The 14,864-nt window shown below is 55.8% G+C and carries 17 protein-coding genes; 13 read left to right on the top strand and 4 right to left on the bottom strand.

What is annotated here, in order from left to right; all coding sequences use genetic code 11:
- Positions 1-27 precede the first annotated feature (27 nt).
- The 5 genes from HFD95_RS14235 (at position 28) to HFD95_RS14215 (ending at position 4,462) form a co-directional block, all read left to right on the top strand.
- Positions 28-1,386: a PTS sugar transporter subunit IIC gene (locus HFD95_RS14235; RefSeq protein ID WP_010248669.1), complete on the top strand. Its 1,359-nt coding sequence runs from the start codon at positions 28-30 to the stop codon at positions 1,384-1,386.
- Positions 1,383-2,810, top strand: coding sequence for a glycoside hydrolase family 1 protein (locus HFD95_RS14230; protein WP_163762503.1), 1,428 nt, complete (start codon positions 1,383-1,385; stop codon positions 2,808-2,810). The genes HFD95_RS14235 and HFD95_RS14230 overlap by 4 nt, the downstream gene beginning before the upstream one ends.
- A 15-nt stretch (positions 2,811-2,825) precedes the next feature.
- A complete protein-coding gene (locus HFD95_RS14225) occupies positions 2,826-3,143 on the top strand; it encodes a PTS sugar transporter subunit IIB (RefSeq protein ID WP_010248665.1) in 318 nt (105 codons plus the stop codon).
- 96 nt (positions 3,144-3,239) lie between these two features.
- Positions 3,240-4,013, top strand: a complete 774-nt coding sequence (locus HFD95_RS14220; protein WP_010248663.1) for an FCD domain-containing protein — start codon at positions 3,240-3,242, stop codon at positions 4,011-4,013.
- Complete coding sequence (locus tag HFD95_RS14215) at positions 4,010-4,462, top strand: GNAT family N-acetyltransferase (RefSeq protein WP_167430391.1); 453 nt, start codon at positions 4,010-4,012, stop codon at positions 4,460-4,462. The genes HFD95_RS14220 and HFD95_RS14215 overlap by 4 nt, the downstream gene beginning before the upstream one ends.
- A gap of 39 nt (positions 4,463-4,501) precedes the next feature.
- Here the strand turns inward: HFD95_RS14215 and HFD95_RS14210 are convergent, their stop codons facing one another.
- The 4 genes from HFD95_RS14210 to mutH all read right to left on the bottom strand — a co-directional run bounded on the left by HFD95_RS14210 (position 4,502) and on the right by mutH (position 7,507).
- Complete coding sequence (locus HFD95_RS14210; RefSeq protein WP_010248659.1) at positions 4,502-5,542, bottom strand: NADP(H)-dependent aldo-keto reductase; 1,041 nt, start codon at positions 5,540-5,542, stop codon at positions 4,502-4,504.
- 140 nt (positions 5,543-5,682) lie between these two features.
- Complete coding sequence (locus HFD95_RS14205; RefSeq protein ID WP_003853956.1) at positions 5,683-5,901, bottom strand: YgdI/YgdR family lipoprotein; 219 nt, start codon at positions 5,899-5,901, stop codon at positions 5,683-5,685.
- A gap of 118 nt (positions 5,902-6,019) precedes the next feature.
- Positions 6,020-6,730, bottom strand: a complete 711-nt coding sequence (locus HFD95_RS14200; RefSeq protein WP_010248654.1) for a TerC family protein — start codon at positions 6,728-6,730, stop codon at positions 6,020-6,022.
- Between the two features lie 99 nt (positions 6,731-6,829).
- Positions 6,830-7,507 (bottom strand): DNA mismatch repair endonuclease MutH, encoded by a 678-nt coding sequence (mutH, locus tag HFD95_RS14195; protein WP_010248652.1) that lies wholly within the window; start codon positions 7,505-7,507, stop codon positions 6,830-6,832.
- A 684-nt stretch (positions 7,508-8,191) separates the two neighbouring features.
- Between mutH and rppH the strand changes: the two genes are divergently transcribed.
- The 8 genes from rppH (at position 8,192) to HFD95_RS14155 (ending at position 14,847) form a co-directional block, all read left to right on the top strand.
- Positions 8,192-8,719, top strand: a complete 528-nt coding sequence (gene rppH, locus HFD95_RS14190; RefSeq protein WP_009087042.1) for an RNA pyrophosphohydrolase — start codon at positions 8,192-8,194, stop codon at positions 8,717-8,719.
- A gap of 12 nt (positions 8,720-8,731) precedes the next feature.
- Positions 8,732-10,978 carry a phosphoenolpyruvate--protein phosphotransferase gene (gene ptsP, locus HFD95_RS14185; RefSeq protein WP_010248647.1) on the top strand — a complete coding sequence of 749 codons (2,247 nt, stop codon included), beginning with the start codon at positions 8,732-8,734 and terminating at the stop codon, positions 10,976-10,978.
- 327 nt (positions 10,979-11,305) lie between these two features.
- Positions 11,306-12,187 carry a prolipoprotein diacylglyceryl transferase gene (gene lgt / locus HFD95_RS14180; protein WP_167430390.1) on the top strand — a complete coding sequence of 294 codons (882 nt, stop codon included), beginning with the start codon at positions 11,306-11,308 and terminating at the stop codon, positions 12,185-12,187.
- A complete protein-coding gene (thyA, locus tag HFD95_RS14175) occupies positions 12,184-12,978 on the top strand; it encodes a thymidylate synthase (RefSeq protein WP_010248642.1) in 795 nt (264 codons plus the stop codon). The genes lgt and thyA overlap by 4 nt, the downstream gene beginning before the upstream one ends.
- Positions 12,979-13,165: 187 nt before the next feature.
- On the top strand, positions 13,166-13,636 hold the full coding sequence (locus HFD95_RS14170) for a prepilin-type N-terminal cleavage/methylation domain-containing protein (protein WP_167430389.1): 471 nt from the start codon (positions 13,166-13,168) through the stop codon (positions 13,634-13,636).
- On the top strand, positions 13,633-14,160 hold the full coding sequence (locus tag HFD95_RS14165; RefSeq protein WP_181955272.1) for a prepilin peptidase-dependent protein: 528 nt from the start codon (positions 13,633-13,635) through the stop codon (positions 14,158-14,160). Before HFD95_RS14170 ends, HFD95_RS14165 begins: the two co-directional genes overlap by 4 nt.
- Positions 14,157-14,561: a DUF2509 family protein gene (locus tag HFD95_RS14160; protein WP_033769930.1), complete on the top strand. Its 405-nt coding sequence runs from the start codon at positions 14,157-14,159 to the stop codon at positions 14,559-14,561. The genes HFD95_RS14165 and HFD95_RS14160 overlap by 4 nt, the downstream gene beginning before the upstream one ends.
- Positions 14,521-14,847, top strand: coding sequence for a prepilin-type N-terminal cleavage/methylation domain-containing protein (locus tag HFD95_RS14155; protein ID WP_232526489.1), 327 nt, complete (start codon positions 14,521-14,523; stop codon positions 14,845-14,847). Before HFD95_RS14160 ends, HFD95_RS14155 begins: the two co-directional genes overlap by 41 nt.
- Positions 14,848-14,864: the final 17 nt, after the last annotated feature.

Genomic DNA, 14,864 nt, shown 5'->3' with positions numbered 1-14,864 from the left:
CCGATCTTACATCTCTGAGGGTTGATCATGTCTCTACAGGACCGCCTTATCGATTCCCTGGGCAGCTTTGCTACCCGCTTTAACAGTTATCGCTACATCATGGCGATTAAAGCCTCATTCATTACCCTGATGCCGGTGATCATTGTTGGCGCTTTCTCGGTATTGATCTCTAACATGGTGCTGGACAGCAAAAATGGCCTTGCCAGCTTTGCCGCCCTGGCTTTTTTAGCTGACCTCAAGCCCATCACCAGCAGTATCAATTACGCCACGCTCAGCTTTCTCAACATTGGTGCGGTGTTCCTGATTGGTATTGAGCTTGGGCGCATCAACGGTATAAAAACGCTGTTTCCCGGCCTGCTGGCTATCATCTGCTTTGTATCCGTGACGCCGACCACCTTACAGATGATGGTCGATGGGCAGATGCACCTGGTCACCGACGTGCTGGCCAAACAATTCTCCGATACCAAAAGCCTGTTTCTCGGCATGTTTATCGCCATCCTATCAGTAGAGATCTACTGCCGCCTCGAACAGGTTGAGCGGCTGAAAATCAAAATGCCCGACACGGTGCCGCCCAACGTGGCCGCCTCTTTCTCCGCGCTAATCCCCTCAATCATCACCGTGACGCTGATAGCGACTTTTGGCTTTATCTTCCATCGCGTCACCGGCATGTACCTTTACGATGCGGTATACCAGGTGGTGCAGCAGCCGCTGGAGTCGGTGGTGCAGAGCCTGTGGGGCATTCTGATTCTGATGTTCGTCGCCCAGCTGTTCTGGGTGATTGGTATTCACGGCAACCAGATGGTGAAGCCGATCCGTGAGCCGCTGTTGCTGGGCGCGATTATGGTCAACATGACCGCTTTTGAGCAGGGAAAAGAGGCACCGAACATCATCACCATGCCGTTCTGGGATGTTTATATGAGCATCGGCGGTTCCGGCCTGACCATCGGGCTGCTCACCGCCGTGATGCTGGCAACGCGACGCAAAGAGATGCGTGAAATCGCCAAACTGTCGTTCGGGCCAGGCATTTTCAATATCAACGAGCCGGTTATATTTGGTATGCCGATTATGCTTAACCCGATACTGGCTATCCCTTTCATCATCACACCGCTAGTGACAGGTTCTATCGGCTACTTCGCTACGGTGATGGGATTTGCCGGGAAAGCCGTGGTGATGGTGCCATGGACCACGCCTCCGATTATCAATGCCTGGCTGTCAACGGCCGGATCGATGGGTGCGGTGGTGACGCAGATCGTCTGCATTCTGGTGTCAGTACTTATCTATCTGCCATTTGTGAAAGTCGCAGCCCGCCGCGCGGATGCAGCAGAAGCAGCGGAAGCAAAGAGCCTGCAACCTGAGCTGAACCCTAACCGAACGGAGGTGTTATGAGTCGTCAGACTGTCCACATACCTGAGAATTTCATTCTGGGAGCTGCTGCCTCCGCCTGGCAGACGGAAGGCTGGAGCGGAAAAAAAGCGGGGCAGGACTCCTGGCCTGACGCCTGGTATCAACAGGATCGTCACGTCTGGCACAACGGTTATGGCCCGGCGGTTGCCACCGACTTTATCAACAGGTTTAGTGAGGATGTGGCGCTAATGAAGGCCAGCGGGCTGACCCACTACCGCACTTCAATCAACTGGTCGCGTTTCCTGATCGATTACGAAACCGCTACGGTCGATGAGGAGTACGCGGCTTACTATGACCGGCTGATTGATGAAATGCAGCGCCAGGGCATTGAACTGATGCTCTGTCTGGAGCATTACGAGCTGCCCGCCACGCTGCTGGCGCAGTATGGCGGCTGGCAGTCAAAGCATGTCGTTGAACTCTTTATCCGCTATGTCGAACAGGTGTTTAAACGCTATGCCGGTCGGGTCACGCGCTGGTTTGTGTTTAACGAGCCGATTGTGGTGCAGACCCGCGTCTATCTTGACGCGCTGCGCTGGCCTTATGAGCAGAACACCCATAAATGGATGCAGTGGAACCACCACAAAAATCTTGCTACCGCCCGGGTAGTGCAGCTGTTCCGCGCGGCAGGCTATGCCGGTCGCATTGGTACCATACTCAATCCGGAAGTCACCTATCCGCGATCGTCAGCCCCGCACGACCAGAAGGCGGCGCATATTTATGACCTGTTCTACAACCGGGTGTTTCTCGACCCCGCCATTAAAGGCGAGTATCCGGCGGAGCTGCTGGCGCTGCTTGATAAGCATCAGATTGAGTGGGAAACCACCCCGGAAGAGCTGGCGATTATTGCCGCCAATACCGTCGATGAAGTCGGGCTTAATCTCTACTATCCGCATCGCGTGAAGGCACCGTCCCGCGCCTGGCATCCCGAGACACCCTTTCATCCCGCCTGGTATTACGAACACTTTGAACTGCCGGGGCGACGGATGAACCCTTCACGCGGCTGGGAAATTCAGCCTGAAATTATCTGGGATATGGCGCAGCGGATGCGCGATGAGTACGGCAATATCCCGTGGTTTGTGGCTGAAAGCGGTATGGGAATTGAGAACGAAGCGCAGTTCAAAAATGCCGACGGGGAGATTCAGGACGATTACCGCATCGCGTTTATCAGCGAGCACCTGCATCAGGCGATACGCGCCAGTCAGGCGGGTATTAACTGTCAGGGCTACATGCTGTGGGCGTTTACCGACAATGTCTCGCCCATGAATGCCTTTAAAAATCGCTATGGTCTTATCGAAATCGACTTAGATAAGCAGCGTCAGCGCCGTATGAAGAAATCTGCCCACTGGTTCCGTACGCTGCGCGACACGCAGCAATTTACCCTGTGGCTTGATGATGAGCCGAAATAACGCGAGGAAACGAGCATGAAACGAATTGTTCTGGCCTGTGCTGCGGGCATGTCGACCTCAATGGTGGTGACGCGGATGGAAAAGGAGGCTGCCGCTCGCGGACTGGCATTTCAGATCTACGCCATTCCGGAGCAAAACCTGCGTGAAGAGCTGCAAAACTACGGCAACGAGGTGGTGGTCGTGCTGCTCGGGCCACAGGTGCGCTTCAAACTGGAGGAGAACAGAAAACTTACCGACAGCTATCAGTTGCCCATCGCGGTGATCGATACTGTTGCTTACGGCACGCTGAATGGTGCAAAGGTACTCGATCAGGCGCTGGCTTTGATACACTGAGCCCCAGTTTGCGAGCCAGCCTCTCCGGTTCGCGGGCATTGTCGCGCAGGGAACCGCGGCAATGCCGTTAGCGCATTGATTGCAAAGGGTGACAGTGTGGACAAAGCCGAAGCGCCGCAAGAAAAAAAGCAGTATCAGGAAATTGGTCAGCACCTGCGTCAGCAGATCTGTGACGGGCACTATCCGGTGGGATCGCGCCTGCCGCCTGAACGTCAGCTGGCTGAAACCTGGGGCGTCAGCCGGACCATCGTGCGCGAGGCATTATTGATGCTGGAGCTGGAAGGTACGGTGGATATCCGCCAGAGCTCCGGCGTCTATGTGATGCGTATTCCTTCCGCCAGTGATGACGAAGAAGAGGCCTTCTTCCGCAGCGACGTTGGCCCGTTTGAAATGCTACAGGCACGTCAGTTGCTGGAGAGCAATATTGCAGCCTTTGCCGCAAAAATGGCGACCAAAGCGGACATTGAAAATCTGCGCCGAACGCTGGAACAGGAGCAGCGTGCTATTGCCGCCAACGACAGCAGTCAGGACAACGACAAGTTGTTTCATCTGCTGCTGGCGGGTGCCAGTCAGAACCAGATGCTGCTCGATACCGTCACCAGTATCTGGCGACATCATGACAGCAGCCCGCTCTGGCAGCAGCTGCGCCCGCAGTTTGAAACCCGCGCCTATCGCCTGAAGTGGCTCGGCGATCACCAGACAATCCTGGCCGCTCTGCGTCGGCGTGATGTGATGGGGGCCTGGCAATCCACCTGGCAGCACCTTGAGAACGTCAAGAATACGCTGCTGGAGCTTTCCGACGCCGATGCGCCTGACTTTGATGGCTACCTGTTTGATTCAGTCCCGATCTTTCAGGGGAAACTGATGTGATTGAGATTGTATCGCTCAGCGATGCCCCCCAATTTGCCGATCAGATCATCGACTGGCAGTGGCGCGCATTTGGTGAAGCCACCAGCCGGGCGTTCTTTGCCAGTGTGGTGAACAGCAGCCTTATCGGTGCTGATTTTCCAGTGACTTTCGTTGCCGTGGAGGCGGGCAGGGCAGTCGGCACGGTGGGATTCTGGCGCTGCGACCTGATCAGCCGTCAGGATCTTTTCCCCTGGCTGGCGGCGCTCTATGTTGATGAGTCGGTGCGCGGCAAAGGTGTCAGTCAAGCGCTGCAGCAGCATGTCATCGCCTATGCACAGGCACGGGGCTATCCACAGTTGTGGTTATGGTCAACGTTTGAGGGTTACTACGAACGTTATGGCTGGCTGCCACAGGGTGAAGCGCTGGAGTATCCCGCTAAGCCGGTAAAACTCTATTATCGCGACCTGTAAGTGATGCCAGCCGCCACGCGGCAGCTGGCAACAGAACGCTCAGGGAGCCGGATAAGTATAACGACGATGGATCGCCTCAATGCCTTCCAGGATCTCTGCATTTAAGGTCAGATTGAAGCTGTCGATATTGATCTGCAACTGTTCAGGCGTGGTAGCGCCCAGCAGCGTGCTGGCCACAAACGGCTGCTGACGCACATAGGCCAGGGCCATCTGCGACGGGTCGATCTGATGCTGCTGAGCCAGTGCCACATATTCGGCAATCGCCTTTTGTGACTGCTCGCCGCTGTAGCGGGTAAAGCGGCTGAACAACGTGTTGCGTGCGCCCGCAGGCTGCGCGCCATTCAGGTATTTGCCGCTCAGCGTTCCAAACGCCAGGCTGGAATATGCCAGCAGCTCTACGCCTTCATGCTGGCTGATTTCGGCCAGACCCACTTCAAAGCTGCGGTTCAGCAGGCTGTAGGGATTCTGAATGCTGATAATGCGCGGCAGCTCATGCTTCTCCGCCAGCTGCAGATAGCGCATCACGCCCCACGCGGTTTCGTTCGACACCCCGATATAGCGGATCTTACCAGCGCGCACCTGTTCGGTCAGCGCTTCCAGCGTCTCCAGCAGCGTCACCTGAGCAGTGGTTTCGCTGTACTGATAGCCAAGCTTGCCAAAATAGTTGGTCTGACGCTGTGGCCAGTGCAGCTGGTAGAGGTCAAGGTAGTCAGTATTCAGGCGTTTCAGGCTGGCATCGAGTGCTGCGCGGATGTTTTTACGGTCCAGCGCCATATCCGGGCGAATCGACGCATCATTGCCACGTGAAGGCCCGGCCACTTTACTGGCAAGAATGATTTTGTCGCGGCTGCCGCGCTGTTTAAGCCAGCTGCCAATATATTGTTCGGTCAGACCCTGGGTTTCCGGACGCGGGGGCACCGGATACATCTCGGCAGTATCAATAAAGTTGATGCCGGAACGGATAGCTAAATCCAGTTGAGCATGGGCGTCGGCTTCGCTGTTCTGTTCGCCAAACGTCATGGTGCCCAACCCCAGCTGACTCACTTCCAGCGTGCTGTGGGGAATACGATGATAGTGCATTGCCAGCTTCCTTTTCTTTATGGAATGGAATGTTGTGTCCTCAGGGACTATAGCGCGAGCAATGGCGGGGAAGGAAGGGGGAAAAGTCGGGGAAATCACCTGCCAGCCGGGAATCGGTGGCAGGTGATTAAATCGGGCACTTAACGTTCAATGATCGTAGAAACCTCATCGCTGTTAATCTGCACCATATGACCCGTCTGGTCAGTGTACTCCACCAGGCCGGTCTCTTTATCAATGCTCGGCTTGCCTTCGGTCATGATCATCCGGCCATCTTTGGTCGCCATGACATAATCAGAACTGCATCCACTTAAGAATGCGGCGGTTACCATCACCAGTGCTACTCCTGCCAACCCTTTCATCACGCCTAATCCTCACAAATGGTCAAGTGCAAACAGTGTAGTAATAAATGGTTTTGCCGGCAGGGTTAATCGTATGAATCTGAAAATAACCGGGCGAGCAGGCTCGCCCTTGACTTTATCAGGCGTGCTTTTTCTTACTGCGCATCAGGTTAAGACACTCAACCGCCATTGAGAAGAACATAGCGAAATAAATGTAACCTTTTGGTACGTGGACCGCAAAACTCTCCAGGATCAGGGTGAAACCGACCAGAATCAGGAAAGAGAGAGCCAGCATTTTCACTGACGGATGGCGGTCAACAAACTCACCGATCGCGCGCGCAGCGAACATCATCATCAGCACGGCAATAACCACCGCCGCCATCATAATGAACAGATGATCGGAGAGGCCGATGGCCGTGATCACCGAGTCGAGGCTGAAAATAATGTCGAGCATCATGATCTGCACAATCGCACCCAGGAAGGAATGGACGCGGGTGTTGTGTTCGCCTTCGCTGCCTTCAATCGTTTCATGGATCTCCATGCTCGATTTCCACAGCAGGAACAGTCCGCCGAACAGCAGAATCAGATCGCGCGCCGAGAACGCATGATCCATCAGCGTAAAGAGCGGGTTAGTCAGACGGGCTACCCACGCGATAGAAGCCAGCAGGCCAAGACGCATCAGCATCGCGCCCATCAGACCAATGCGACGTGCGCTGGCTTGCTGGTGTTTTGGCAGTTTAGCAACCACCAGCGACAGGAAAATGATGTTATCAATACCCAGCACCACCTCAAGGATGGTCAGGGTGCCCAGCGCCAGCCAGGCGTTGGGATCGGAAATCCACTCAAACATACCGACATTTAATCCTAAACGAAAAGTAAACGGCGATTATACGCATTCAATTCGCCGATCTCCCACAAAATTGCGACACATCAACGCGGGTGGCGACAATCAGAGGAGAAAATGACGCGCCAGCAGGGGCCCGGTGAAGCTTTTCTTCAGGTAGAAACCGCGCGGCAGCGTCATGATTGGCTGGCCCTGATCGCCGATTCCTTCTGTCAGCGCTTTGCTATTGGCGGCTTTGGGCCGGATTTGCAGCCAGGCACCATGTCGCGCGGTAATCTGCTCTACGCGACCCAGCACAATCATATCCATCAGCTCTTCCCAGTCTTGTCGCAGCATCTCATCTTCTTCCGCATCGGGGCTCCATAACAGCGGCGCGCCGACACGGCGTTCCCGCAGCGGAATCTCACGCCCGCCTTCAACCGGGATCCACAATACCCGCGCCAGCTTGTGGCGCACATGGCTGGTGAGCCAGGTCACGCCGCTGTTGCCGGTCAGAGGTGCCACGCAGACAAAGGTGGTTTCCAGCGGTTTACCCTGCGCATCAATCGGGATGGTTTTCAGTTCGATACCCAGATGGGCAAAGTCCTGCTCCGCTTTGCTGCCTGCGCTGGCACCAAGATGCCACTCCAGCAGCATGCCGACCCAGCCCTTGTCGCGTTTGAGATCCGCAGGCATGGGCAGACCGGCGCGCGCGGCCAGGGTTTCCAGGGTTAAACCGGCTAAATCCTGCGCGCGTGCCAGCAGGCTGGCTTCATCTTCAGGTGGTCCTGGCTGGTAACTCATGGTGAACACTCGCAATGATTAAAATTTGTACAGCAGCGGGTGAGTCACGTTTCTCACATAAATAATCCGCGTCAGGGATCGATAATAACATGATAGATCGTGCTTTTTTTAGCGGATTGCACGCTCGCCGCCCCAGGTGCTTCAGGGTTATCCCAGCTTACCCGCAACAATGAACAGGATCTCCAGCCCGGTTATCCACAGAAAAATGGGATAACCACCGTCTGAGTGCGGTACTGGTTCCATTTACAGCCTTGACTTTTCACGATCTGGCCATAATTTCGCCGCTCTGGCCTAACCCTGAGCGATTATCTGTGGATAAAAAGCAGTGTGCTTATATTTTAAGCAATTGTCAGTTGCCATGAAAATATTCACTGTTTATAAAAGATTTACCGGTAAGGTTTTCGATTTAATTTCATTAAAAATCAGATGGATGTGTTGCTGGCTCATTTTGGCTCTTCAGCGCGCACGGAAAAGGTTATTCAGATAACTCCCGCGTTCTGCACAAAGCTATCCACAGAAAAGGTGAATAAGATCGATCTTTTTCTCGGTCATTGTTTATAACTTTGCCATTTTCTGTGAGTTATCCCGGCGATGATGGCTTAACCCCCCATGAATCCAGTGGTTTACCGCCTGTAAGGAGTGTGAAACAATCAGCTCATTCAAATTTTGCTTTGAGGTAGTCCGGTGATCGATGATGATGGCTACCGCCCGAATGTTGGTATCGTAATCTGTAACCGGCAGGGACAAGTGTTATGGGCCAGGCGCTTTGGACAGCACTCCTGGCAATTTCCTCAGGGAGGCATCAATCCCGGTGAAACCGCAGAACAGGCGATGTATCGCGAACTGTTCGAAGAAGTCGGATTACACCGGAAAGATGTTCGAATACTTGCTTCTACCCGTAACTGGTTACGTTACAAGTTGCCAAAACGTTTGGTGCGTTGGGACACAAAGCCGGTATGTATCGGCCAGAAACAAAAGTGGTTTCTTCTGCAGTTAATGTGTAATGACGCGGATATCAATGTGCAGCACAGCAGCACGCCCGAGTTCGATGGCTGGCGCTGGGTCAGTTTCTGGTATCCGGTGCGTCAGGTTGTCTCCTTTAAGCGCGACGTTTATCGTCGGGTGATGAAGGAATTCGCTGGCGTGGTGATGTCTATGCAGGAGAGTGCGGGGCAGCGAAATAATCCTGCCCATCGACGTAAGAGAGGATAGGCCACGCCCTTTATGCTCACTCAGTTGCGCGAAATTGTAGAAAAAGTGGCGAGTGCGCCGCGTCTCAATGAAGCACTCGACATCCTGGTTAATGAGATCTGTCTGGCGATGGATACGGAAGTCTGTTCCGTTTACCTCGCCGACCACGATCGTCACTGCTACTACCTGATGGCGACGCGCGGACTTAAAAAACCGCGTGGCCGCACCGTGACCCTGGCGTTTGACGAGGGGATCGTCGGTTTAGTGGGCCGTCTGGCCGAACCGATTAACCTTGCTGACGCCCAGAGTCATCCCAGCTTTAAATATATCCCCGCAGTGAAAGAGGAGCGCTACCGCTCCTTCCTCGGCGTGCCGATTATCAGCCGTCGCCAGTTACTGGGCGTGCTGGTGGTACAGCAGCGCGAGCACCGTCAGTTTGATGAAAGCGAAGAGTCGTTTCTGGTCACCCTTGCCACCCAGATGGCGGCATTGCTGTCGCAGTCGCAGATGGCTCAGCTGTTTGGTCAGTTCCGGCAGACGCGGGTGCGCGCAATTGCAGCTGCGCCTGGCGTGGCGGTGGCACCGGGCTGGGTGGATGAGACGCAGCCACTGCTCGATCAGGTTTCGGCTGCCTCAACGCTGGATGTTCATCGCGAACGTGAGCGTCTGTCGCTCGCCATGAGCGAAGCCACCAGTGAATTTCGTCGCTTCAGTAAACGCTTCAGCGCCAGCGCTCAGAAAGAGAGTGCGGCCATTTTCGACCTTTACTCTCACCTGTTAACCGATGCCCGACTGAAAAAAGATCTGTTCGACGAGATCGAACGCGGATCGGTCGCCGAATGGGCAGTGAAACAGGTGATCGAGAAGTTTGCTGAACAGTTTGCCAGCCTGACGGACACCTACCTGCGTGAACGCGCAGGCGATCTGCGGGTGCTGGGTCAGCGCCTGCTGTTTCACCTTGACGATACGCTGGTCGGGACCAATGCCTGGCCGGAACGCTTTGTGCTGGTGGCCGATGAGCTGACCGCCACCACTTTAGCTGAGCTGCCGCATGAGCGGCTGGCGGGCGTGGTGGTGCGTGACGGCGCAGCCAACTCCCATGCGGCGATTCTGACGCGCGCGATGGGGATCCCGACGGTCATGGGCGCTGACATCCAGCCTCATCAGCTCAACAAACGTTTGCTTATCGTCGATGGGTATCGCGGTGAGCTGTTGATCGATCCCGAGCCGGTGCTGGTGCAGGAGTACCAGCGTTTGATCAGCGAAGAGAATGCGCTGAGCAAAATGGCGGAAGGCGTGGTCGATCAGCCCGGTGAGCTGAAAAGTGGCGAGCGCGTGCAGGTGATGCTGAATGCCGGCTTAAGCCCGGAGCATGAGCAGACGCTGGGCAACTGGGTGGATGGCATCGGTCTCTACCGCACCGAAATCCCGTTTATGCTGCAGAACGGCTTCCCGTCGGAAGAGGAGCAGGTGGCGCAGTATCAGGGCATGTTACAGCTGTTTCACAACAAGCCTGTGACGCTGCGTACCCTGGATGTGGGGGCAGATAAACAGCTACCCTACATGCCTATCAGTGAAGAGAATCCCTGTCTGGGCTGGCGCGGCATCCGCCTGACGCTTGACCAGCCGGAAATTTTCCTGGTGCAGGTGCGCGCGATGCTGCGTGCTAACGCCGCATCCGGCAACCTCAGTATTCTGTTGCCGATGATCAGCCATATCGATGAGATCGACGAAGCGAAAAAGCTGATCGATCGCGCAGGACGCGAAGTCGAAGAGATGCTGGGCTATACGATCCCCGCGCCGCGCATCGGCATCATGATTGAAGTGCCGTCGATGCTGTTTATGATCCCGCATCTGGCGTCAAGGGTCGATTTTGTCTCGGTTGGCACCAACGATCTGACCCAGTATCTGCTGGCGGTGGATCGCAACAACACCCGCGTGGCCAATCTCTACGACTCGCTGCATCCGGCGATGCTGCGTGCACTGAATACGATTGCGCAGGAAGCCCGTCTGGCCAATCTGGAATTGTGCCTGTGTGGTGAAATGGCCGGCGATCCAATGTGCGTGGCGCTGCTGGTCGGGCTGGGGTATCACCATCTCAGCATGAACGGCAAAAACGTACCACGGGTGAAATACCTGCTGCGCCATCTGGATCACGAAGAAGCACAGCAGCTCAGCGAGCAGGGGATGAATGCTCATACCGCCACTGAGGTTCGTCATCTGGTCTCGACCTTTATGGAGCGTCGCGGGCTGGGTGGATTAATCCGCGGCGGTCGCTAAGCGCTACTTCAGGCTATTTTATTTGCCATTCTGGCCCTGGGCAGTGCTCACACAGGCTGCTTTAGCAACCTGAACGCCCGTCAGGGCGGCCCTGAAGGGGCGAGCACAGCGAGTAATCCTCACGTACTACGTGTACGCTCCGGTTGTTGCGCGCTGTCCGTGACCAGTCTGGCTGCAACAATGTACGCCTCACGAGTCAGACTCTGGGCGTTATCCGCGTTTACATTTGCGGGACAATTCACAAAACCGGCTGTGCTATGATGCGCAGCCTTAATTTATGTGCCTGACAACACCCCCTTTTCAGGGTTGAAAAATAGACGGTGAATGATGAATAACGGCTATATTGCATTTCCGCAGTTCGATCCGGTGATCTTCTCGATTGGACCGGTTTCGCTTCACTGGTACGGTCTGATGTATCTGGTGGGCTTTGTTTTCGCCATGTGGCTGGCTGTCCGCCGCGCCAATCAGCCGGGCAGCGGCTGGAAAAAAGAGGAAGTGGAGAACCTGCTTTATGCCGGTTTCCTGGGGGTCTTCCTGGGTGGACGCATCGGCTATGTGCTGTTCTACAACTTACCGCTGTTCCTGGAAAATCCACTCTATCTGTTCAAAGTCTGGGATGGCGGCATGTCGTTCCACGGTGGCCTCATCGGGGTGATTGTCGTCATGCTGGTCTTTGCCCGCCGCACCCGACGTAATTTCTTCCAGGTGGCTGATTTCATCGCGCCGCTGATCCCGTTCGGTCTGGGTGCCGGTCGTCTCGGCAACTTCATTAACGGTGAGCTCTGGGGCCGTGTCGATCCGGGCTTCCGCTATGCCATGCTGTTCCCTGGCTCCCGCAGCGAAGATGTCGCGCTGGCCGCCACCAATCCGCAATACCAGGCGCTGCTCAACACCTACGGCGTGCTGCCGCGTCATGCTTCGCAGCTCTATGAACTGGTGCTGGAAGGGATAGTGCTGTTTATCATCCTGAATCTGTTTATTCGTAAGCCACGCCCGATGGGCAGCGTCTCTGGCCTGTTCCTGATTGGCTATGGCGCCTTCCGTATTATCGTTGAGTTCTTCCGCCAGCCGGATGCCCAGCTTGGCCTGTTTGAAGGCGGAATCAGTATGGGACAGATCCTCTCTGTGCCGATGATTATTGCCGGTATTATTATGATGACCTGGGCGTATCGTCGTCGCCCGCAGCCACAATTTCGCGAGGAAAAATGAAACAGTATCTGGATTTAATGCAACATGTGCTGCACGAAGGCACGCCAAAAGCTGACCGTACCGGCACCGGTACGCTTTCAATTTTTGGTCACCAGATGCGTTTCAATCTGCAGGATGGTTTTCCGCTGGTCACCACCAAGAAATGTCATATCCGCTCGATTATTCATGAGCTGCTGTGGTTTCTGAAAGGCGATACCAACATCGGTTATCTCAAAGAAAACAACGTCTCCATCTGGGATGAGTGGGCGGATGAGAATGGCGATCTCGGCCCGGTGTATGGCAAACAGTGGCGCAGCTGGGGAACGGCCAGCGGCCAGGAGATTGACCAGTTAAGCCAGGTGATGGAGCAGCTGAAGCGCGATCCCGACTCACGCCGGATTATCGTTTCTGCCTGGAACGTCGGCGAGCTGAGCGAGATGGCGCTGGCCCCTTGCCACGCGTTCTTCCAGTTCTACGTGGCGGACGGCAAACTCTCCTGCCAGCTCTATCAGCGCTCGTGCGACATCTTCCTGGGCCTGCCGTTTAACATCGCCAGCTATGCGTTGCTGGTACATATGGTGGCGCAGCAGTGCGATCTGCAGGTGGGCGACTTTGTCTGGACCGGCGGTGATACCCACCTCTACAGTAACCATCTGGAGCAGGCGCGCCTGCAGCTGACCCGCGAACCGCGTCCGCTGCCATCACTTGTTATCAAACGCAAACCGGCGTCGCTGTTTGACTATCAGTTCGAAGATTTTGAGATTGAAGGCTACGATCCGCATCCCGCGATCAAAGCCCCTGTCGCCATCTGATTCGCGATAAAAGATAACGCCCTGGCTTCATCGCCGGGGCTTTTTTTTGCCCGCAAACCGGTAAATCTGCGGCAACGCTCGCACGCTTCTGCCAAATCATGCTGTTGGGGAAGATTCTCTGCGACGTGCTTTCCAGCCTGCCAAACCGCGCCTTGTTTCATCTGTTCATCACCCGCACTCTGACGCTATGAAAACAGCACACTTACGCGGTTTTACCCTGCCGGAACTGCTGCTGGTGATGGTGATTGCCGGCATGCTGAGCGTTGCCGCGCTGCATGGCTGGCAGCGCTGGCAACAGCGGCTGCAACTGCGCGACAGCGTCCAGCAACTGCAGGGATTCCTGCTTCGGCTGCGTGCCCAGGCCAACCGGCAAAATAGCGATCTGGTTTTATGGTCACGGCCTGGCGATCCCTGGTGCATCGGTGCCGGAAGCCTCCCCGTTGCAGGGTGTGATAGCCGAAAACGGCTGCAATTCGTGGCGCCGCACGCTGGCGTTTCGCTCTATGGCATCCGGGGTGAACCGGGCTTCTATGGCCGACGTAATGTGGCCCGGGCGGGTAGCATTGAGCTGGGTAACAGCGCCGGACGAATGCGGCTGATTATCTCGGCCAGAGCCCGTATTCGCCTCTGCATGACGGATGAGGAGACGTGCCGTTGAAAGTCGCCGGATTCAGCCTGCTGGAGATGCTGATCGCCTTAGCAATCAGCGCCGTCGTGATGTTAAGTGCTGGCCGTTTTCTGCCGCTGCTGCTGGCAGAGAACGCCGGCGTGATGCAACGGGCGCAGCTGCGTCAGGAGTTACAGCAGATGATGGCGACACTGGAAAAAGCGGTGCGGCGTGCCGGTTATTGTCACGGTGAGTGTGGCAGTGAGGCGCTGCAAATCAGAGAGAACTGCCTGCTGCTGCGCTGGGATGAGAACAGCAACGGTAAATGGGAAGGGGTGAGCCATGCAGAGAGTGACTATTACGGTTATCGCCTGCGACAACAGCAGCTTGAGATGCAGCGAGGTGTTGACCAGTGTCAGTCAGCGGGCTGGGAGCGGCTCTCCGATCCCGTGTTTATGACGCTGGAGCAGTTCAGCGTCAGCCAGCAGGGCACGCAGGTCAGGATAGTGCTGCAGGCACGGGCCGGACGCTGGCTTGAAACGATGGAGAGCTGGGTTGAGGCAGATAACCTGTGAAGCAGCGAGGCAGCAGCGCTCTGGGCATGGTGTTGATGATTATGGTCATCGGCAGCTTTACGCTGCATGCCAGCCGTAAGATGTCTGAGCAGGGAATGCGACTGCTGGCGGATGAGCAGCAGTTTATTCAGGGTTTCTGGCGGGCGCAGTCTGCGCTGCAATGGGGCTTCTCCCTGAGCTGGTCAGCCAGTGAGGCGGCCAGCTGTCAGCAGGATGATCGCCAGGGCTGGCGCAGCTGTTTACAACGAGGTGAAAAGGATGAAGGTCTGCTTAAAGGGGAGGCCAGCGGCAGTGGCATGGCAGTCTGGCAGTGGGTGCGGTTACGGGGCAATCAGATTACCGCGTTGCCGCACGGCTGGATTGACTACTGCCCGCTCACGCCCCCGGCCACCTGCCAGTAAGCGCGGTGGATTCAGCCTGCCGGAAGTGTTGTTTGCTCTGCTGTTAATGGCATTAAGCAGCAGCACGCTGTTGCACTATCATCGCGCACTGGCACTGGGATTCAGCCAGCAGTGGTATCAGCGTGAGGCATGGCGGGTGGCTGAGCAGCAACTGATGGGACATGAGAGTCCCGGCTGGACTTCAATACTGCAACAGCAGAGCGGTCCTTCAGGCTGCACCCTGGATCGGGCTGACGTGACGGGACCTTATCAGCGCCGTGCCACCCTGACGCGGCTGCGATGTTAACTCTCCCCGGTCGCCCT

The organism is Pantoea sp. EKM10T, assembly GCF_011800685.1.
In the GTDB taxonomy this organism is placed as follows: Bacteria; Pseudomonadota; Gammaproteobacteria; order Enterobacterales; family Enterobacteriaceae; genus Pantoea; species Pantoea agglomerans.
Note: the sequence above shows the minus strand (reverse complement) of the source record. Positions and strands in the feature narration are given on the sequence as shown.

What these genes read in the sequence shown, in the direction of transcription:
- HFD95_RS14235 (WP_010248669.1), top strand. Translation starts at nt 28, where the DNA reads ATGTCTCTACAGGACCGCCTTATCGATTCCCTGGGCAGCTTTGCTACC.
- HFD95_RS14230 (WP_163762503.1), top strand. Translation starts at nt 1,383, where the DNA reads ATGAGTCGTCAGACTGTCCACATACCTGAGAATTTCATTCTGGGAGCT.
- HFD95_RS14225 (WP_010248665.1), top strand. Translation starts at nt 2,826, where the DNA reads ATGAAACGAATTGTTCTGGCCTGTGCTGCGGGCATGTCGACCTCAATG.
- HFD95_RS14210 (WP_010248659.1), bottom strand. Translation starts at nt 5,542, where the DNA reads ATGCACTATCATCGTATTCCCCACAGCACGCTGGAAGTGAGTCAGCTG.
- HFD95_RS14205 (WP_003853956.1), bottom strand. Translation starts at nt 5,901, where the DNA reads ATGAAAGGGTTGGCAGGAGTAGCACTGGTGATGGTAACCGCCGCATTC.
- HFD95_RS14200 (WP_010248654.1), bottom strand. Translation starts at nt 6,730, where the DNA reads ATGTTTGAGTGGATTTCCGATCCCAACGCCTGGCTGGCGCTGGGCACC.
- mutH (WP_010248652.1), bottom strand. Translation starts at nt 7,507, where the DNA reads ATGAGTTACCAGCCAGGACCACCTGAAGATGAAGCCAGCCTGCTGGCA.
- ptsP (WP_010248647.1), top strand. Translation starts at nt 8,732, where the DNA reads ATGCTCACTCAGTTGCGCGAAATTGTAGAAAAAGTGGCGAGTGCGCCG.
- lgt (WP_167430390.1), top strand. Translation starts at nt 11,306, where the DNA reads ATGAATAACGGCTATATTGCATTTCCGCAGTTCGATCCGGTGATCTTC.
- thyA (WP_010248642.1), top strand. Translation starts at nt 12,184, where the DNA reads ATGAAACAGTATCTGGATTTAATGCAACATGTGCTGCACGAAGGCACG.
- HFD95_RS14170 (WP_167430389.1), top strand. Translation starts at nt 13,166, where the DNA reads ATGAAAACAGCACACTTACGCGGTTTTACCCTGCCGGAACTGCTGCTG.